General features: G+C 59.8%; 17 protein-coding genes. 14 read left to right on the top strand and 3 right to left on the bottom strand.

Annotated features, from left to right (window positions below):
• The first annotated feature begins 67 nt into the window (after positions 1-67).
• Complete coding sequence (locus QWE_RS07020; RefSeq protein ID WP_006725405.1) at positions 68-928, top strand: LysR family transcriptional regulator; 861 nt, start codon at positions 68-70, stop codon at positions 926-928.
• 263 nt (positions 929-1,191) lie between these two features.
• On the opposite strand, the gene QWE_RS07015 is transcribed toward QWE_RS07020, so the two are convergent.
• Positions 1,192-2,460, bottom strand: a complete 1,269-nt coding sequence (locus QWE_RS07015) for an FAD-dependent oxidoreductase (RefSeq protein WP_040299710.1) — start codon at positions 2,458-2,460, stop codon at positions 1,192-1,194.
• Positions 2,453-3,274, bottom strand: a complete 822-nt coding sequence (locus QWE_RS07010; protein WP_202802980.1) for a shikimate dehydrogenase family protein — start codon at positions 3,272-3,274, stop codon at positions 2,453-2,455. Before QWE_RS07010 ends, QWE_RS07015 begins: the two co-directional genes overlap by 8 nt.
• A 96-nt stretch (positions 3,275-3,370) precedes the next feature.
• On the opposite strand from QWE_RS07010, the gene QWE_RS07005 reads away from it, so the two are divergent.
• From QWE_RS07005 to QWE_RS24350, 8 genes are all read left to right on the top strand, one after another.
• Positions 3,371-4,279 carry a LysR family transcriptional regulator gene (locus QWE_RS07005; RefSeq protein WP_006725402.1) on the top strand — a complete coding sequence of 303 codons (909 nt, stop codon included), beginning with the start codon at positions 3,371-3,373 and terminating at the stop codon, positions 4,277-4,279.
• Between the two features lie 12 nt (positions 4,280-4,291).
• Positions 4,292-5,197, top strand: coding sequence for an alpha/beta fold hydrolase (locus QWE_RS07000; protein ID WP_006725401.1), 906 nt, complete (start codon positions 4,292-4,294; stop codon positions 5,195-5,197).
• Positions 5,187-6,134 (top strand): LysR family transcriptional regulator, encoded by a 948-nt coding sequence (locus QWE_RS06995; protein WP_006725400.1) that lies wholly within the window; start codon positions 5,187-5,189, stop codon positions 6,132-6,134. Before QWE_RS07000 ends, QWE_RS06995 begins: the two co-directional genes overlap by 11 nt.
• Before the next feature lie 149 nt (positions 6,135-6,283).
• Positions 6,284-7,306 carry an ABC transporter substrate-binding protein gene (locus tag QWE_RS06990; protein WP_006725399.1) on the top strand — a complete coding sequence of 341 codons (1,023 nt, stop codon included), beginning with the start codon at positions 6,284-6,286 and terminating at the stop codon, positions 7,304-7,306.
• Between the two features lie 52 nt (positions 7,307-7,358).
• Positions 7,359-8,126 (top strand): ABC transporter ATP-binding protein, encoded by a 768-nt coding sequence (locus QWE_RS06985; protein ID WP_006725398.1) that lies wholly within the window; start codon positions 7,359-7,361, stop codon positions 8,124-8,126.
• 115 nt (positions 8,127-8,241) lie between these two features.
• Positions 8,242-8,970 (top strand): ABC transporter permease, encoded by a 729-nt coding sequence (locus tag QWE_RS06980; protein ID WP_420804546.1) that lies wholly within the window; start codon positions 8,242-8,244, stop codon positions 8,968-8,970.
• 30 nt (positions 8,971-9,000) lie between these two features.
• Positions 9,001-10,032: a zinc-dependent alcohol dehydrogenase gene (locus tag QWE_RS06975; RefSeq protein ID WP_006725396.1), complete on the top strand. Its 1,032-nt coding sequence runs from the start codon at positions 9,001-9,003 to the stop codon at positions 10,030-10,032.
• Positions 10,029-10,805: a hypothetical protein gene (locus tag QWE_RS24350; protein WP_006725395.1), complete on the top strand. Its 777-nt coding sequence runs from the start codon at positions 10,029-10,031 to the stop codon at positions 10,803-10,805. The genes QWE_RS06975 and QWE_RS24350 overlap by 4 nt, the downstream gene beginning before the upstream one ends.
• Before the next feature lie 106 nt (positions 10,806-10,911).
• On the opposite strand, the gene QWE_RS06965 is transcribed toward QWE_RS24350, so the two are convergent.
• Entirely contained in the window at positions 10,912-11,862 is a 951-nt protein-coding gene (locus QWE_RS06965) for a dienelactone hydrolase family protein (protein ID WP_006725394.1), read from the bottom strand.
• 638 nt (positions 11,863-12,500) lie between these two features.
• On the opposite strand from QWE_RS06965, the gene QWE_RS06960 reads away from it, so the two are divergent.
• The 5 genes from QWE_RS06960 to QWE_RS06940 all read left to right on the top strand — a co-directional run bounded on the left by QWE_RS06960 (position 12,501) and on the right by QWE_RS06940 (position 18,540).
• Positions 12,501-13,232 (top strand): FadR/GntR family transcriptional regulator, encoded by a 732-nt coding sequence (locus QWE_RS06960; RefSeq protein ID WP_006725393.1) that lies wholly within the window; start codon positions 12,501-12,503, stop codon positions 13,230-13,232.
• 98 nt (positions 13,233-13,330) lie between these two features.
• Positions 13,331-14,839, top strand: coding sequence for an ABC transporter substrate-binding protein (locus tag QWE_RS06955; protein ID WP_006725392.1), 1,509 nt, complete (start codon positions 13,331-13,333; stop codon positions 14,837-14,839).
• 72 nt (positions 14,840-14,911) lie between these two features.
• Positions 14,912-15,859 carry an ABC transporter permease gene (locus QWE_RS06950; RefSeq protein ID WP_006725391.1) on the top strand — a complete coding sequence of 316 codons (948 nt, stop codon included), beginning with the start codon at positions 14,912-14,914 and terminating at the stop codon, positions 15,857-15,859.
• The gene (locus QWE_RS06945) at positions 15,856-16,731 is read left to right on the top strand and encodes an ABC transporter permease (protein ID WP_006725390.1); all 876 of its coding nucleotides are present in this window, start codon (positions 15,856-15,858) and stop codon (positions 16,729-16,731) included. Before QWE_RS06950 ends, QWE_RS06945 begins: the two co-directional genes overlap by 4 nt.
• 24 nt (positions 16,732-16,755) lie before the next feature.
• On the top strand, positions 16,756-18,540 hold the full coding sequence (locus QWE_RS06940) for a gamma-glutamyltransferase family protein (protein ID WP_006725389.1): 1,785 nt from the start codon (positions 16,756-16,758) through the stop codon (positions 18,538-18,540).

Raw genomic sequence — 18,540 nt, 5'->3', positions numbered from 1 at the left:
GACAGAAATCAAAGACTAGTTATCGTATAATCTGATGCAAGAAATAACAGTTATCGAGAGACGTGATATGCTCGACCTTGTTCAATTGCGCAGTTTCGTCTCAATCGCCCAGTTCGGCAGCTTCACCCTCGCCAGCCAGAAACTGGGGCTGCGACAGTCAACTGTCAGTCAACATCTCCAACGCCTTGAAGAGGCGATCGGCAGACGCCTGATCGACCGTGACACCCATGGCGTGCGCCTGACTGCCGATGGCGAGGCCCTCTTGCCGCACGCCCGTGAACTCCTCGCCCTCGAGCGGCAAACGGCATCCCTCTTCGAGGGTGAGAAGCCCAGCGGTCGATTGCGGCTCGGCATCTCGGAAGATCTGGTTTCCGGCCAGCTTCCGACGCTCTTGCGTGAGTTCATCGCCGACTATCCGGCTGTCGAGCTTCATCTCACGGTGGCCCTCTCCAAGGATCTGGCCGACATGCAGGACAAGGGCGACCTGGACCTGGTCTTTGCAAAGCGTCGCCTGGGAGATCGCCGAGGCGAAGCGATCCTGCGCGAACCATTGGTCTGGCTTGCAGCCGATCCTGAGGCCATGATGGAAAAAACGGTTCTTCCGCTCATCGTCTTTCCGCCGCCGAGCCTGACAAGAACACTGCTGATGGAGGCTCTCGAACGTGCGGCGCTGCCCTGGCGGATTGTCTGCTCCTGCCAAAGCCTGAGCGGCCTGACGGCTGCAGCCCGAGCCGGCATGGGTGTCCTCGTGCAGCCACGCAGTCTCGCTCCCTTAGGGCTACGCGAACTGCCCCCTTCGGCCCTACCAAAGATCGAGGATGTCGAATTCATCCTCGTGGCGTCTCCGGGCGCCGACCAAAATACGGTCACGGCCTTCAACCGCCTTGTCCGGGAACGCGTAGCAAATGCCCTCCACTCCACCCGCTAGGTCATGCGGCACGCCTTGATCAAATGCCCCGCGTTACATGAGTTGGCGGCTGGACTGATCGTCAGTCCGAGTTCACCGCTCTCCGCAGCGCAGGGCCTGGATCCTCAATTGTCCTCTTCTGCGAATCCCTTCATCCGGAAACTGTCAAAGCCTTGTCGCGGGAAAAGAAAAAGGCTCAAGCATCCGGCCACAGATTGCGACATCGCATCTATGCAGAAGCAATTTCTCCACTCACTATGTGCTTCCCCACTATCAGCCCTTGATCAGACAATCGCATTTTGGGTGACAAGGATACGTCGTAGTTCATCAACACAAACCTGCCTTGCCGTCACCCCGAGAGCCGCAGCTATGCCTGCAGCGTGCCCGGTTGCGAAAGCAGTGCCCATGACCCGTACCGACCCATAGGCGGCCTGTTCGGCACCAATGACACGCCCTGCCAAGTAGAGATTGCCAAGATCAGCAGCCTGCAGCGCGCCCATCGGGATGTCAGCAAACCCCTCGCCGCCGACATCGACGAAAAAAGCCTGGCCCGGCGCCTCATGCACCTCCATCGGCCAGGCGGCGCGGCCAATACCGTCAGAACGACGTGTGCCTCCCTCAAGCGCGGCCCCGGTCATGTCGTCTCGCGAGAGCGGCCTGCGAGTTTCACGGATCCCGATCTGCGGTCCGGTTGCCACGAGATAGGCTCGTTCGAACCCAGGCATTTGTCTGATGAGTGCGAGATTGCGCCAGGCCTGCCGCCGGGCCTCCCGCTCCACGGCCCATAGATCTTCGCCACTTAACCCGCCTAGTGCGAGATCGATCGTCATCCACCAAACATCGCCCGAAATGGGAAGCCGTGATATCACGCCACCATCTGCACGCGGAATGGGCCTGTCTGATGACGTGGCATTGTATTGCGCTATGATCCCAGCCAGCACCGTCCTGTCGACTGGTGTATCGGGTGCCACACCGCCGATCCGAACGGGCATCGAAGCGGGCTGCACATGATTGCCGCGACTGATGTCGCTGGTCAGGCGGGCACCGGCCAGCACCGACAGCGTTGCCTCACCGCTCGCATCAACGAAGCTGCCAGCCTCTATCGTGACCGTCCCATCATGATCGGCAAGCGTTACGGAAGCAATGCGGCCCTTATCCAATGCGACGGCTGTCAGCTTGCTGTGCAACCGCACATGCACTCCGGCAACATCTGACATCCGGTCGAAGGCGAATTTTACCGATTCCGGATCAAGCATGACGATCCAGTTTCCGCTTCGCGACATGATCGGCGCAACCGTTTGGCCGATGGTTTCAAGCTCCGCCAGCAATTCGGCGCCGATGCCGAGCACCGCCGGCACCGGTGTGGCGCCCTTCTGGTAAAAGCCGCAATAGGCCAGCACCTGCGAATGCGAGGCAGCGCCTCCGAGAAAACCGTATTGCTCGACGAGGAGGACCCGAGCACCCAGCCGCGCAGTTGCAACAGCCGCGCTCATGCCGCCTGCCCCCCCACCAATGACGACGACGTCATATGTCTCCTGCCGGCCGCTAAACATGAGCTGCTCCATCCATCACCTTCCGGAGCAGTTGAAACTGCGCCATGGCCATCTCGACGCCAGTCTGGACAGCGAGACCGCGCGCCAGGGCAGCCCGAAGAAATGGCGTGAGCTCGGGCGAGGTGATGACCTCGGCGGCCATGCCCTCTGGTGGCATGGCGTCTATTATCCTCTGCGCCACCGGTTGCGGGTCGAGCTCGAACATTCCAGCCGGCGAGCAGTTTACGACCAAGTCGAACGGACGCGCTTCACCGACCATCAGGGCGCTGCAGCAGTGAGGAAATGCCACGGTCAGCTTATCAACCAACGTGCTGGCTCGCTCCGCCTCGACATCCTGGATCGAGAGATCGGCAAGGCCTGTCTCGGCGAGTGCCAGGGCGATGGCGCTGCCAGCGGCCCCCGCACCAATCAGCAGTGCCGACTTGCCCTTGAGGGCAAAGCCCCGCGCGCGCAGCGCTTCGACAAAGCCCGTTCCATCGGTCATGTCCCCCGACAGTCGTCCGTCGGGATGACGCCGCACCACATTGACTGCGCCCAGCCAGAGCGCGCGGGGGCTCACCTCATCAATCAGAGCGGCTACTGCACTCTTGTGGGGAATAGTGACGACGAATCCGTCGAGGTTTTCCCACCCGCGGACCATCGCAACGAAATCCGCAACATGCCTTGCCTTCAGGTCAAGCGCGATCATGGCCCGATCTAATCCGATATCCTCGAAGTAGCGATTGAAGTTTTCAGGTGATTTCACCTGAGTGATGGGCGAGCCGATAATGGCTACGAGGCGGGTAGAAGCACCAATCATGTCGCACCGTTTCATTGTCATGCATATGGCATAGCGGCAACAGTGCTATTGACGCCAATACATAAACTCGCGACACACATAGTCAAAAGTTATAGAGTCAGCGTGGGAAACATGGCCACACCGAAACTGAAGGAACGGCATCTCGAGATCTTCCGGATCGTCATGGCGACACAGTCGCTGACAGCGGCAGCAAGGCATCTCGGCGTTTCGCAACCCAGTCTCTCGGTTGCGATCAAGCGGTTCGAGGACCAGTTGGGAGTGGCATTGTTTGCTCGGATCTCAGGCCGCATGGTGCCGACTGAAGAGGCGCGGCTGATCCTGGCCGAGGTAGAGCGGGTTCACCAGCAATCCGAAATGCTGTCCAATCTTGTCTATTCGATCGCGCGCGGTCAGGCCACGACGTTTCGCTTCGGTGCGACGCCCAGCATCGGCATGCGGCTGCTGCCCAAGGCGGTCAGGCAATTGCAGCTCAAAGGCACAGCTGGGACCTATTACTGCGATTCCTTGCCACAACGCGATGTCCGGGATTACCTGCTGTTCGGGCAGGGCAGCTGCGTGGCTACCATTGCAGAGGTAGAAGACCCGCTGATCGATACCGTCAAAATAGCGGAAACCAATCTCGTCTGCGTGGTGCCGGCTGGGCACGCGTTGGCGTCGCGACCTTCGGTCACGCCCGCAGACATCATGGATGAGACGCTCATCTCTTTTGCTCCAGCCACCACGCACGGCCTGCATATCGACGAGACCTTCCGGCGCTGGGGTACCATGCGTCAGACTTCCGTCTTTGTACACTTCGTCGAAGCTGCCCTATCCTTCGTCTCCGAGGGGATCGGGATCACAATCCTGGATGCTTTCTCGGCGATGGACTGTCGGTCAAGCGGCCTCGTTGCCATACCAATCGAGAACAGCGTCACCGTTTCGGCTTATGTCCATTCCTGCCTGCTCAGGCCCCGCCCGCTGGCGGCCGACAAGCTGATCGCCGAGTTGCGCGCCATCGCCGCAGATGCGGGCATGTGTTGAGGAGCTACTGACATGACGGATGTGGAAACGCTCTTTCCGGGATTTTCCGAGTCGGTTGTCGAGACTGCGAATGTCCGCTTTTCGGTACTGACCGGTGGCCAAGGACCGGCGGTGCTGCTCCTGCATGGCTATCCGGAAACGCGCGCGGCTTGGCATCGTGTGGCCCCGGGTCTTGCCGAAACCTGTAGCGTGGTCGTGCCTGACCTACCAGGCTATGGTCGCAGCCGCGTGGTCGCCAATTTCGAAGGCGCCGGTTCGAAGCGCCGCATGGCCGAGAGTTTGGTTGCCATGATGTGCGCACTCGGCCACGAGACATTTGCCGTGGTCGGACACGATCGCGGCGGTCGGGTGGCCTACCGGATGGCGCTGGATTTTTCAGACAGGATCAAGGCGCTGGTCCCAGTGACTGTCGTACCCACGCCGGAAATGTGGGAAGGTGCGTCCAAGGCATTTGGCATGGGCGCATGGCACTGGTTCATGCTGGCGCAGCCCGCACCACTGCCGGAAAAGCTCATGGCGGGTGATCCTCGTTTTCTGCTCGACACCACGCTTTCCAAGATGGCAGGCGGGCTCGAAAGACTCGACCCCAGAGCGATCGCCGACTACCGCATCTCGTTCGAAGACCCAGATGTTCGCCACGCAATGTGCGAAGACTACCGTGCGGGCGCCACCACCGATGAAGCTGATGACCTCGCGGACCGGAGAGCCGGTCGCATGATTGACGCGCCGGTGCTGCTGATCTGGGAAGCGGGCCGGCGGTATGGCGGCGGACGCGAGCCGCTCGATATCTGGCACGATTGGGCAAGCGACCTCGAAGGTGTGGGGCTCGAAGGCGGCCACCTGCTGCCAGAAACGGCGAGTGACCAGGTTCGCGAACGGATATTGCGCTTCCTCGGGAGGATCGGCCATGGCATCTGAAGATCTGAGCGCTTCCGGGACAGGCTCTCCCGAGCAACTTCTCAGCCTGCGCCAGATCGAGGTCTTTCACACCGTCATGAGCGCCCGCTCGATCACCGGTGCCTCCAAGGTGCTCAACGTGTCGCAGCCTGCGCTGAGCCGCACGATCCGACGCATAGAGGACCTCCTCGGCGTCGCGCTGTTCATCCGCGATCGAAACGGATTGGTGCCGACATCGGAAGCTTTGCAGATCCAGGCCGAAATCGATCCCCTACTGCGTCAGCTCACCGGAGTGGGCGCACAGATCGAGCGGATCGTGCGCGGAGAGACTGCGGTCTTCCGTATCGGCTCAACGGCAAGCGTCGCGCGCGCATTGGTGCCGCAGGCACTACGCGAGCTCTCCCAGGAGGTGCCCGGCATCGAATTGTTCTTCGATGTCCTACCGGTTGACCAGATCGAAGATTACCTGACCACTGGGCGCGGGGAGGCGCTGGTAACAATCGCATCGCCCGATCACCCCTTGATCGCGGTCGAGCCCGTCGGTCGGGCCGATCTTGTTGCGGTCATTCCCCGCAGCCATCCGCTGTCAGATAAGTCGCTGCTGAGGTCAGCGGATCTTGCAGGCGCCGACTTTATTGCCTTTGCCGCGGGGGGCGCACATCAACGGATCGTCGATAGCTTCCTCGATCGCGCAAAGGTCAAGGTCAATGCGCGCGCCGTCGCCCGGTTCTCCGACACAGCACTTGCACTTGCCAATGAGGAAATGGGGATCGTGCTGGTCGACACCATGACGACGCTTGGTCCACTGGGCAGCAATCTCGTCGTCCGACCAATCGAGAACGCCCCCCAGTTCGAGGTTTCAGTGCTGTGGAACCGCCGTCGTCCGCATTCGGCAAACCTAAAGAAGCTGATCGAAATCCTTGGCCGCAAGCTGGCCAACCTGCCAGCGCCCGGATAACTGCGCGCGTTTCATCGTCGAGCAACATTCATCCCCCGCCATGCCTTTAAGGCATGGGAGACATAATCATTGTTGGTTGTCTCGCCTCCACCTGGCTGGCAATTAAGACAGATGGCGCCGGGGAGGCGTCAGAATTGGAGGAACAGACAATGCAGTTTACGATGAAACGCCGTCAGGCGCTTTGGGGCATGGGCGCTTTGGGTGCCGCTGCCGCATTCGGCCTTCCCGCCCGCGCAGCCACCCGAAATCTTGCTGTCCTGCACCTGGCTAGCCATGCCCCGAGCTTCATTGCGTTCGAGCGCGGCTATTACAGGGATGCTGGCCTCGACATACAACTGAAATTCTTTGAAGCGGCCCAACCGATGGCCGTTGCAATCGCCTCCGGTGATGCCGATTTCGGTGTGACAGCCATGAGTGGCGGTCTGATCAGTCTGGCGCAAAAGAATGCTGTCAAGGTAATCGGTGGCGCGCTGACCGAGGAAAAAGGACTTACTGGTGCGATCGTGCTTGCCTCGAACAAGGCATACGAGGCCGGCCTGACCGACCCATCGAAATTGGCTGGCAAGAGTTTTGGCATCACGACAGCCGGCTCGTCATTCCACTTCATGGCACACAAGATCGCGCAAGCCCATAACGTTAGTCTCGCCGATATCGAGCTCCGCCCCTTGCAAAAGCTCGGCGCTATCGTAGGTGCGCTGTCCACCGGTCAGATCGACGCCTGGGTCATTCAGCCGAGCGTTGCCAAGAAGATGATCCGGGAAGGTGCTGCCCAGCAGATCGGCATCATGTCGGACTATGCACCGAACTATCAGGTGACCACAGCCTTCACCTCGACCAAGAATGCGAAAGACGAGCGCGCTATGACGGAAGCCTTTATCAAGGCCTATTCCCGAGCAGTCGCCGACTACAATGCAGCCTTCGTCGACAACACCGCAGACGCCGCCGAGGTCGATGCCCTGGCGACGATCGTTCACAAATATGTCGAGCGTGATAGCCCGGCGGAGCTTGCCAAGCAGAACCTGATCGATGGCTCGATGCGCATCAACCAAGGCCTCGCTTTGTCGCTCGATAGCTGCATCGAGCAGCTTGAGTGGTTCAAGTCCGAAGGCATGGTCAAGGACGCCATCACCCACGAGCAGTTGTTCGACGCATCCTATGTGAAGACGATCTGATCATTTGCCGTGCGGCATGCGGAGGCCCCTTGGCCTCCGCCAGGAGATCGCCATGGACTTGAGACTGAACAATATTAGCCACTACTACGGAGCTGTAGAAGTCCTTAAGGACATCTCACTCGACATACCGCAGGGACAGATCGTCTGTCTGATCGGTCCGTCGGGATGCGGCAAGTCTACGCTTCTGCGCTTCCTCGGCGGGCTCGAGCGCCCTTCGAGGGGCGAGGTCCTGCAGATGGGCGACGCACCCAAGGATTCGCTCAACCCGCTGACCTATGTCTTTCAGCATTTCGCGCTTCTCCCGTGGCGCTCGGTGGAAGGCAATATCAAACTTGTTCTCGAAGATCACGGCCTTAGCCGTCGCGAGATGGATGACATCGTCACCGACGTTCTGGAACGCACTCGTCTTTCCGATTTCCGCTCGGCGCTTCCAAAGCAGCTATCTGGCGGCATGCGCCAGCGCGTTGCCATCAGCCGGGCGCTCGCCGTCAGGCCCGCCGTCATGCTGATGGACGAACCCTTGTCGGCACTCGACAGCCAGACTCGTGAGCTGCTGATGGATGATCTGGTTTCTCTCTGGACCCGTCAGCCTTTCACATCCGTCTATGTGACGCACAATCTCAATGAGGCGGTTCGGCTCGGGCACCGCGTCGTCGTGTTATCGCGCCGCCCCGGTCGCATCCGCGAGATCGTTGATATCGATATCCCGCTTGCTGAACGGCATCTCGGAGATCCCCAGCTTGAGGCAAAGCAAGCACAGCTTTGGGACCTGATGCGCGAAGAGGCCATGGCGGCGGATAAGGAACTGGTCAATGTCTAAAAGCACGTCGATTGCGGCGCGAGTCCCGCTGGCCGACAAAAACGATCGCCATGCCAGTGTCGTCAAAACCGTCAGCTTCCGCGGCGGCGGCTTCGCACCAGCGCCGGTGCGCGGTATGGGACTGGTGGTCTTTGTCCTCCTGATCGCGCTCGCCGAAGCGGGAACGCGCAGCGGCTTTATCTCAAACCTCACCTTGCCCCGCCCATCTGCCGTTCTCGACACCTTTGTTCAGCTCTGGCAGACCAGCCTGCTGTGGAAGCATCTGCTTCCTTCACTGCAGCGCCTTCTCGTCGGTGGCCTGCTGGGAGTGTCTGCCGGCATCGCACTTGGTGTTCTCATTGGTCTGTTCAGCTATGTGCGCGCTGGCCTTGTACCCCTCGTCGCCGCTCTGTTTCCGATCCCAAAGATCGCGCTTCTGCCGCTGTTCGTTATATGGTTCGGCATTGATGAGATGTCGAAATACATGCTGATCGCCTTCGGCACCTTTACCCCGACGGTGGTCGCAACCTACGGCGCCGTCGACAATGTCGACCGAACCTTGATCCGCATGGGCCAGAGCTTTGGGCTGAGCTGGTGGTCGATCGTGCGCAAGATCGTGCTTCCGGGGGCTTTCCCGGCAATCCTCTCGGGTCTGCGCGTCTCGGTCTCGATTGCCATCATCCTGCTCGTGGCCGCTGAAATGCTTGGTGCGCAGTATGGCGTCGGCTCCTACATTCTCGAAGCCGGCTCTCTCTACGATCTCGAAAAGCTGTTCGCCGGGGTGACCATTCTGTCTGTACTTGGCCTGATCGTCAGCTTTGTCATCGGCAGGGTCGAAAAACACTTTCTCAGCTGGCGCGGATAGCATCCGCGCCCTGATTTCCTGGAGACCGACATGCTTGCCTTGCAGAAGACCCGTCCCGCCGCGGGGCTAGAATTTCGCACGCCTGACGATCCTGTGCCTGATGCTGGCGAGGTGTTGGTCCGTGTCCATTATGCCGGGATCTGTGGCACAGATCTCCATATCGCTGCCTGGACACCGGGTTATGAGTCGATGGAAAGGGCAATGCCGGTTACGCTCGGCCACGAATTTGCCGGAACAATCGTAAAGGTTGGACCGGGAATTCCCGAGGACGTTCGTGACTTTCGGGTGACTGCGCGTCCGTCAACCACCTGCGGCCAATGTACAGCATGCGCTGCTGGAGACGAAGATAACTGCGTCGCCCGCAAAGGCGTTGGTATCGGGCGCAACGGCGCCTTTGCCGCTTTGGTAAAGGTTCCCTATGCCAACTGCCACCGGGTTCCGGACGGCCTCGACCTGTCAGTCGCCGCACTGACGGAGCCGATGACCGTGTGCGCTGAGGCTGTCGCCACCGCTGGTGTCCGAGCCGGCCAGACAGTGCTTGTGATTGGACCCGGCTTCATTGGCCAGGGCATTGCGATCTTCGCTCGGGCTAAAGGCGCAAGGGTGGTGGTGCTTGGACACGACGACTCCCCAAGGCTCGCCGCATTGCGCGCGGCCGGCTTCACCGATCTGATCGACACGCAGGAAACAAGACTTGAAGTGGCACTGAACGCCTATCCACCATTCGATGCCATCATCGAGGCGGCCGGAGTGCCGTCTCTCGTCAATGCCAGTCTGCCTTTCCTCAAAAAGCGCGGCATCTTCACGATCGTCGGCATCCACCCTCGTCCTGCCGAGATAGACCTTACGCGGCTTGTGCGGATGCATCAGCAGATCCGCGGCTCCTATCGCGCACCGGCCGCAACATGGGATGAAGTGCTGCGCTTTCTCGATGAACACCAGGACCTGATGCGCGGCCTGATCAGCCACAACTTCGCACTGGCTGACGCGCTGGAGGGGATGGAGCTTGCCCGCACCCGCGTTGCGTCGAAAGTCATGCTGGTGATTGGTGACACACCATGACCAAGGCCTTCCTAGCGCTCTGGAATGACTTCCCCACCACTCTGAGAGAGGAATACGAGACCTGGCATACGTTCGAACACGTGCCCGAGCGATTGACACCGCCTGGTATCCGCGCGGCCCGTCGCTACGCCGCATTCGGGACCGTCTCTGATCGCTATTTCACATTGTATGAGCTTGATGACACGGCTGCACTCGAACATCCTGATTATCTGGATCTCGTGCGCTGCCCCACGCCATGGTCTTTGAAGATGCGCGAGCATTTTTCCAATGTTCTGCGCATACCAGCCGAATGCATCGCCTCCGGCGGCAGGGGGATAGGCTCCCACATGCTGGTAAAGGCCTATTCTGTTGACCGCAGCCATGCTGACGGATCGTCCAACAAACTGGCACTGGTTCTTCAGGACCTGGTGTCTAGCGGCCGGATACTCTCCTATCGGATCGGGCTTGCGGAACCCAACCAGAAGTACGAGGTATTCGAGCAGGAGCCACAACCGGATACCGATATGCTCAATGTGGTCGTGCTCGCCGAAAGCAGCAGCCGTGGCGGATTGGAGCAAGCCCGCCCGGGAATTGCAGTGGCGGCGAACGATATATTGCAGCCGCGGGCCAATCTTCGCGAAGGACTGTTGGAGCTACTCGTCAGCTTTCATGACGGTGAAGTGCCAACGAACCGCTCTGAGATTCGGGCCAGCGAGACGATGAGGTCGCGTTTCACTGAGGGCAGTTGGGGAAAATGCCACCCCGCGCAAGACCGGAAGCTATCTGCATTCTAGACTTATCAACTCAATGTTGGAGAAGAACCTGCTCCTGAGGATTTTGACGGGAACTGCGATGACTCGGAGAGCCGTCGACCACCGGCGATGCAATGTTGCACGACGATCAAAATAGATCAGCGAGGAAAGCCAAGACATCTTGCTCGGCTGCGGACATCGCTGCGGGGTTCATCTGGACCGCGGGCCCCAATTCAACACAATCGTCGGTCCAGGAAAAAGCGTTTCCAGTGGCAGAATTCGTCAGGATCCCATTCACTTCGCGACGAAAACAGGCGCGAGAGGTCTGCGCGTCACTGACGACATTGTAAGAAGGACTGCCTGGATGATCAAAAGAATGATGCGCCCCTTCATAAACTGTCAGCGAGGCATCGTGTCCGGCGGCCGCCAGCCGATCGATGTAGTTTTTGCAGGGAAGGAGTGGATTCCAGACATCTGCATCACCATGAAAGGCGCGGATAGGCTCAGGTCCGACCTCCAGTTGACCTTCCAGGGCGAAATTGCAGGGTGGATAGAAGGGGAGATGCCCAGCAAATTGCAGACCGGTCGGAGCCCAGATGTCTTCGAAGCGACGCATGGCCGTGTAGAGTGCCCCAATGCCTCCCCGTGAAAATCCCATCACCACTATGCGCTTCGGATCGATCCGCTGGTCCTGAGCAAGAACTGCAAGCGCTGAAAATGCGTCGACCACATTCGCAAACTCCCCGACCGCGCCCTGATTGGTGTAGATCTGGTCGTGTCCTCGCGCCGAGTAGCTGTCAACGCGCAATGATGCAAAACCCGCCCTGGCCAAGATGCGCGCCCAGTTCCAGGCGGCTGCACTTCGGGGCCCGTCAGAGCCGTGCAGCAACACGATCACCGGCACGGGGCCGACTGGCTCTTTGTCCGGAAACATCAATCCGCCAAGCAAATTCACGCGTTTAGCAGCATCGATCTGTCCCGACAGGAACTGATGGTCACTCATCGTCCAGGAGGGTATCGCCAGTTCTTCTTCACTGCCTTTGGCAGCCATCGCAAGAACGAGAAAAAGCAAGACGCCCCATGTCGATGCCAGCTTCATGACAAGCCCTCAACCCAGACCTAGAACAAAAGTTAACCACATCGGGCAATGAGGGTCCAGACGCTGCTGACAGGGACAAGTAGCGAAGGCCTCCTCCGTCTCATTTTCCCAAGACGGCTCTCCACCGGTCGCTGCTGAGGAGCCGGTCGACGTGGATTGAATATCGAACTTGCATACTAATCCTGCTTCCCAAGGCAACCGACTATCGCGTTCCGACTTTCTGGGGCGGTTTCCGTCCGATGACGCCTGACGGCCCGGCGCGCGTCGGCAAGACGCATATCAAGAACTTTTCCTGAATGCAGATCATGGCTCCAACGCCTGGACACAGTCGTGTGGGACCAGTCGGATCCTGGCAGACATCATGTCTGGTGGTGAGCGGGAAGTAGAACCTTGGCAAAAGCGGCAGCGGTCGATCGTGGTTAGCGGACAGTTCAGGCCACCGTCCGACAGGAGGATATTGCCGCGCCCTCTGAGCAGGCATCAATTCGTATATGTCCGAGCCGCTCGGGCCGCGGATCCAACCCAATCCAATCAGGCTGCCACATTATTGAGCAATTTCAAATCTGCCCAAAAAGCAGCTTGACGACCAGTGATTTTCGACGTTCACTGAACCAATCAACAATTGGTTCGGACCTTTCATGCCAGAGAGCTCACCCAAGGAAAATTCGAACTACGCCCTGGAAAAGCTCCGGGCTCTCCTTCGGCATGGCGAGATCAGTGCCCATGGAAAGCTACCGACCGAACGGACGCTGTCGGAAGAACTTGGCCTGAGCCGCCGGGCGATCCGGCGGGCGCTCGAAGTGCTCGAAGCCGAGGGCGCGATCTGGCGCAAGCAGGGCGCGGGAACGTTTGCTGGCCAAAGGCCTGACGAATGGAGCGATAGGCTCGAGACCATCGTCGCTGGAACCAACTTCATGGAGATCATGGAAGTACGCCTGCGCATTGAGCCGCAACTGGCGCAACTGGCCGCCCTGCGCGCCAAAGGCAGCGACATCGACCGCATGCGCGAACTCGCCAACAAGATCCTCGACAGCGAGGATGCCGATGCCAAGGAACTCTGGGACGGGGCACTTCACCGTCACATCGCGCAAGCAGCCGGCAATCAGCTTTTCCTGTCGATCTTCGACGTTATCAACCGGGTGCGCCAGGACGACGCCTGGCAATCGATCCGCGAGCGCGCCCGCAGCAATACGAACACCATCAGCATGTCGAACGCGCAGCATGCCGCGATCATCGACGCGATTGCATCGCGTGATCCGGCCAAGGCTGGCGAGGCCATGCGCCAGCACCTCTTGATGCTGCAGGAGCGGCTGATCCGCCAGACATCCATGGACCATCTGGAGGGCGACCCGCTGGGGGAGGTGTCCTGATAAACCAATTCCGGCCACGGCCGGCCTAGCCTGAACGCCGGAGCCATAACCGGCGACACCCATGAGAACAGAAAACCAGACCAGAGGAATTTTCGACCATGAAGATACTGTCGCGTTTATCCACCATACTCCTGGCGAGCGCCATGCTTGCAGGCCCCGCCTTGTCAGCCGAACTGCGCATCGGCCTGCAAGACGACGCCGACGTGCTGGACCCTGCCCAATCGCGCACATTTGTCGGCCGCATCGTCTACACCGCCATGTGCGACAAGCTCGTCGACGTCTCACCCGACCTGAAGATCGTGCCGCAACTTGCGACGGAGTGGGCGTGGTCTGCCGATGGCAAGGAACTGACCATGAAACTGCGCGAAGGCGTCAAGTTTCATGACGATACACCACTCAATGCTGCAGCCGTCGTGGCCACCATCGAGCGCAACATGACATTACCGGAATCGCGTCGCAAGAGCGAGCTGAGCTCGGTAGACAAGGTGGAAGCCACCGGTGAATACGAGGTCAAATTCACACTCAAGGCTCCCGATGTAACGCTGCTCGCACAACTTTCCGACCGTGCTGGGATGATCGTTTCACCCAAGGCCGCCGCTGAACTGGGTGCCAATTTTGGTTCGGCACCAGTCTGCGCTGGACCGTTCAAGTTTGTCGAGCGTATCCAGCAAGACCGCATCGTGCTCGAAAAGTTCGCCGACTACTGGAACAAGGACAATGTCTTCATCGACAAGGTGACCTACCTGCCGATCCCTGACACCACGGTGCGGCTGGCAAACCTGCGCTCTGGCGAACTCGACATGATCGAGCGGCTCGCAGCGACCGACGCGACATCCGTCAAGGCCGATGACAGCCTCACCTATGCCGACGTCGTCAACATCGGCTACATGGCGCTTTATGTGAACATCGGCAATGGCGCCCGCGCCGACAATCCGCTCGGCAAGGACAAGCGCTTGCGCCAGGCCTTCTCACTGGCCATCGACCGCGAAGCGCTGAACCAGGTCGTCTATGAAGGCACCGCGGTCGGCGGCAACCAGCCCTTCCCACCGAACAGCCCATGGTTCAACAAGGATCTGCCGGTTCCGGCCCGCGATCTTGAAAAGGCCAAAGCCCTGATCAAGGAAGCCGGCTTCGAACGCGTGCCGATCGAAATGCAGATCCCCAACAATCCCGTTGCCGCTCAGATGATGCAGATCGTCCAGGCGATGGTGGCCGAGGCCGGCTTCGATGTCAGCCTGAAGACCACCGAGTTTGCAACACTGCTCAGCGAACAGACCGCTGGCAATTATCAGCTCAGCCGTTCCGACTGGTCCGGCCGTGTCGATCCCGATGGCAACCTCCATCAGTTCGTCACCTGCGAGGGCGGGATCAACGACACGAAGTACTGCAATCCTGAGGTCGACACCCTGCTGAATGAAGCTCGTGCCTCCACTGACGACGCCGTTCGAAAACAGAAATACGATGCGGCTGGCAAGATCCTCAACGACGACCTGCCCGTCATCTACCTCGGCCACCAGTCCTGGATCTGGGCGACCAAAAAAGAAGTCACCGGTTTTGAACCTTCGCCGGACGGCATGATCCGCCTGGTTGGTGTCAAGAAAGGCTGAACCGCGCCGATCTGTCCTGCGGAGCGCGCCGAATGCTCCGCAGGAACCTCTCGAAATCAGGACCGGATGCTCATGCACATCTACATCGGAAAACGGCTGCTGGTCGCCATACCGACGCTTTTGATCGTTTCGATCTTCGTCTTTTCACTTCAAAAACTGCTGCCAGGCGACCCGATCCTTGCCATGGCCGGCGAGGAGCGCGACCCGCAGGTCATCGAGTTTTTGCGAGACAAATACCGCCTGAACGATCCTGTGATCTACCAGTATGGCTACTGGATCGGCAATGTGCTGCAGGGTGATTTCGGGACGTCACTGCGCACCAACCAACCGGTGCTCGAACTGATCAGCGAAAAACTGCCGGTCACCATCCAGCTGGCGGTCATGGCGATGATCTTCGCCTTTGTCATCGGCGTGCCAATGGGCATCCTGGCCGCCGTCAAGAAGAACACCGTCATCGACTACATCGCCAACATAATTGCACTGTCCGGTCTGTCGATCCCGAACTTCTGGCTCGGCATCATGCTCATCCTGCTTGTCTCGGTAAAACTCGGCTGGCTGCCTGCGTCAGGCTATGAATCGATCTTCGTTAACCCGATGCGCTCGATTGAAACCATGATAATGCCGGCCTTCGTGTTGGGAACAGCGCTCGCCGCGACCTTGATGCGTCACACCCGCTCGGCCATGCTGAGCGTGATGAAGGCCGACTATATCCGCACAGCACGCGCCAAGGGATTGTCGGAACGGATCGTCATCCTCAGCCACACATTTCGCAACGCCCTGTTGCCGATCGTGACGCTCAGCGCTCTCTTGTTTGGCGAGCTTCTGGCGGGCGCCGTACTGACCGAGCAGATATTCACCATACCGGGTTTCGGCAAGCTGATTGTCGATGCAGTTTTCAACCGCGACTATGCCGTGGTCCAGGGTGTCGTCCTGTGCACGGCCGTCGGGTTCATCCTGATGAACCTGGTTGCCGACGTCCTCTATGTGATCCTCAATCCGCGCATGAGGGCCAGCCTGTGACAGCACTTCATTCGACAGCGGGGCTGACCGTGCCTCCCAGAAGCAGCAATCGCGCCTGGCGCAAGCTGAAAGCCAATCGCAGTGCCTTGGTTGGTCTGTGCATTATCCTGTTCTTTGCGCTCCTTGCCGTCTCAGCGCCGCTTCTGCCGATCGCCGATCCGCTGGCCACCAGCTGGACGGCCATCCGCAAGGCACCGTCTGCCGCACACTGGATGGGCACCGATGAAATCGGTCGGGATATCCTGTCCCGGATGATCTGGGGGGCGCAGGCCTCTTTGATGGCGGGCATCTTCTCGGTCGCGATCGCTGTCGTCATCGGCGTTCCCTTCGGCCTGGTTGCCGGCTATTTCGGCGGCTGGGTCGATCAGGTCATCTCACGCATCACCGAAGCATTCCTCGCCCTACCCTTCCTGATCATGGCGATCGCACTCGCCGCCTTTCTCGGCCCAAGCCTCAGCAATGCGATGATTGCCATCGGCCTGTCGGCCATGCCGGTCTTCGTGCGACTGACCCGCGGTCAGGTGCTTGCCGTCAAGACAGAGGATTATGTCGAAGGTGCTCGCTCGATCGGCCTTGGCCATCTCGACATCATGCTTCGTTACATCCTGCCCAACATCACAGCCCCGATCATCGTGCAGGCAACCTTGACAGTGGCGACTGCGATCATCGCAGAGGCAAGCCTTTCCTTCCTGGGGCTTGGTCAACAGCCGCCCGCACCAAGCTGGGGATCGATGCTCAATGTCGCGAAGAACTTTCTCGATCAGGCCCCCTGGATGGCCATGTGGCCAGGGGCGGCGATCTTCCTGGTCGTGATCGGTTTCAACCTGCTCGGCGATGGTTTGCGCGATGCGCTCGACCCCCGAGAGACGTGAAGAAGACTTGCAAAGGAATATTGAATGACTGAGTTTACCACCCGCCCGGAGATCCTCGGCACTTTCGGCGTCGTGACCTCCACCCATTGGATCGCCTCTGCTGTCGGCATGAGCATCCTCGAAAAGGGCGGCAATGCTTTCGATGCGGCAGTCGCAACCGGCTTCGTCCTGCAGATCCTCGAGCCGCATCTCGTGGGCCCCGGCGGCGACATGCCAGCGCTTGTCTATTCGGCAAAGACGGGCAAGGTCGAGGTGATCTGTGCGCAGGGCCCTGCCCCGGCTGGCGCGACCATCGAGCACTATAGAACAGAAGGGATGACGCTTATCCCCGGCGACGGCTTGCTCGCCACCGTTATTCCCGGCGCCTTTGATGGCTGGATGCTCATGCTGCGCGACTACGGCACGATGAGCGTGCGCGACGTGCTGGAGCCCGCCATACACTATGCCGAGCACGGCCACCCGATGCTGCCGCGCGTTTCGGCGACAATCAAGGGACTGGCCGATTTCTTCGAGAAGGAATGGCCGACATCCTTTGAGACATGGTTGCCGGGGGGTGTTGCGCCCGAACCGCATGCGCTGTTTCGCAATCCGGTTCTCGCAGCCACCTACACCCGGATCGTCAAGGAGGCTGAAAGCGCCAAGGGTCGCGAAAACCAGATCGACGCGGCCCGTGACGCCTTTTATCGCGGCTTCGTCGCCCAGGCGATCGAAGACTATCTGAAGACAGCCGAAGTGATGGATGCAAGTGGCAGCCGGCACAAAGGCGTTCTGACCGCAGCCGACATGGCCGGCTGGTCGGCAACGGTAGAAGCGCCGCAAACCTTGGATTATCACGGCTGGAGCATCGCCAAGACCGGTCCGTGGGGCCAGGGCCCGGTGCTGCTGCAATCATTGGCACTGCTGAAGGGCATCGACGTGGCGGCGATGGACCCGCTGGGTGCCGACTTCGTCCACACAGTGGTGGAAACGATGAAGCTCGCCTATGCCGACCGCGAGGTCTATTACGGCGACCCGGCCTTTGCCAATGTACCGATGGAGCAATTGCTATCGGACGTCTACAACGATGAACGGCGCGGGCTGATCGCGCCGCAGGCCTCGATGCAGCTTCGTCCCGGCATATTACCGGGTTTCGAGGCCCAGCACGCCCTGACGATGGAGATGCTGGGATCCATGTCTGGAACCGGCGCCGTCTACGAGCCGACCATGTCGCATCTGACCGAAAAGCGCGGCGACACCGTGCATATCGACGTCATCGACCGGGACGGCAACATGGTTTCGGTCACACCGTCTGGCGGCTGGCTGCAATCATCACCGATCATCCCGGGCCTCGGCTTCTGTCTCAACTCGCGTGCCCAGATGTTCTGGCTGAAGCCAGGCCTTCCGACCTCGCTTGCTCCTGGCAAACGACCTCGCACGACGTTGACACCATCGATCGCACTTTACGAAGGCCGCCCAACATTGGCCTTCGGTACGCCCGGCGGCGATCAGCAGGATCAGTGGCAACTGTCCTTCTTCCTGCGCTATGTGCATCACAAGCAAAACCTGCAGGCAGCGATTGACATGCCGCTGTTCCACACGGCGCATTTCCCCGGCTCCTTCTATCCGCGCACCAGCCAGCCGGGCAATGTGATGATCGAGAGCAATATCGGCCCGGCTGCGATCAAGGCGCTGAAAGCCATGGGCCACGATATCACCGAAGCAGAACCCTGGAGCGTCGGCCGTCTGACCGCCGCCCGCCGCGATACTGACGGTTTGCTGCGCGCAGCCGCGACGCCGCGGCTGATGCAAGCCTATGCGATCGGGAGATAG

This window comes from Agrobacterium albertimagni AOL15 (genome assembly GCF_000300855.1).
Classification (GTDB): Bacteria; Pseudomonadota; Alphaproteobacteria; order Rhizobiales; family Rhizobiaceae; genus Allorhizobium; species Allorhizobium albertimagni.
This window is presented reverse-complemented; position numbering and strand designations above follow the sequence as displayed.

Coding starts and splice junctions, on each gene's coding strand:
- QWE_RS06995 (WP_006725400.1), top strand. CDS start 5,187: ATGGCATCTGAAGATCTGAGCGCTTCCGGGACAGGCTCTCCCGAGCAA.
- QWE_RS06950 (WP_006725391.1), top strand. CDS start 14,912: ATGCACATCTACATCGGAAAACGGCTGCTGGTCGCCATACCGACGCTT.
- QWE_RS24350 (WP_006725395.1), top strand. CDS start 10,029: ATGACCAAGGCCTTCCTAGCGCTCTGGAATGACTTCCCCACCACTCTG.
- QWE_RS07010 (WP_202802980.1), bottom strand. CDS start 3,274: ATGAAACGGTGCGACATGATTGGTGCTTCTACCCGCCTCGTAGCCATT.
- QWE_RS06985 (WP_006725398.1), top strand. CDS start 7,359: ATGGACTTGAGACTGAACAATATTAGCCACTACTACGGAGCTGTAGAA.
- QWE_RS07000 (WP_006725401.1), top strand. CDS start 4,292: ATGACGGATGTGGAAACGCTCTTTCCGGGATTTTCCGAGTCGGTTGTC.
- QWE_RS06980 (WP_420804546.1), top strand. CDS start 8,242: ATGGGACTGGTGGTCTTTGTCCTCCTGATCGCGCTCGCCGAAGCGGGA.
- QWE_RS06955 (WP_006725392.1), top strand. CDS start 13,331: ATGAAGATACTGTCGCGTTTATCCACCATACTCCTGGCGAGCGCCATG.
- QWE_RS06965 (WP_006725394.1), bottom strand. CDS start 11,862: ATGAAGCTGGCATCGACATGGGGCGTCTTGCTTTTTCTCGTTCTTGCG.
- QWE_RS07020 (WP_006725405.1), top strand. CDS start 68: ATGCTCGACCTTGTTCAATTGCGCAGTTTCGTCTCAATCGCCCAGTTC.
- QWE_RS06960 (WP_006725393.1), top strand. CDS start 12,501: ATGCCAGAGAGCTCACCCAAGGAAAATTCGAACTACGCCCTGGAAAAG.
- QWE_RS06975 (WP_006725396.1), top strand. CDS start 9,001: ATGCTTGCCTTGCAGAAGACCCGTCCCGCCGCGGGGCTAGAATTTCGC.
- QWE_RS07005 (WP_006725402.1), top strand. CDS start 3,371: ATGGCCACACCGAAACTGAAGGAACGGCATCTCGAGATCTTCCGGATC.
- QWE_RS06990 (WP_006725399.1), top strand. CDS start 6,284: ATGCAGTTTACGATGAAACGCCGTCAGGCGCTTTGGGGCATGGGCGCT.
- QWE_RS07015 (WP_040299710.1), bottom strand. CDS start 2,460: ATGTTTAGCGGCCGGCAGGAGACATATGACGTCGTCGTCATTGGTGGG.
- QWE_RS06940 (WP_006725389.1), top strand. CDS start 16,756: ATGACTGAGTTTACCACCCGCCCGGAGATCCTCGGCACTTTCGGCGTC.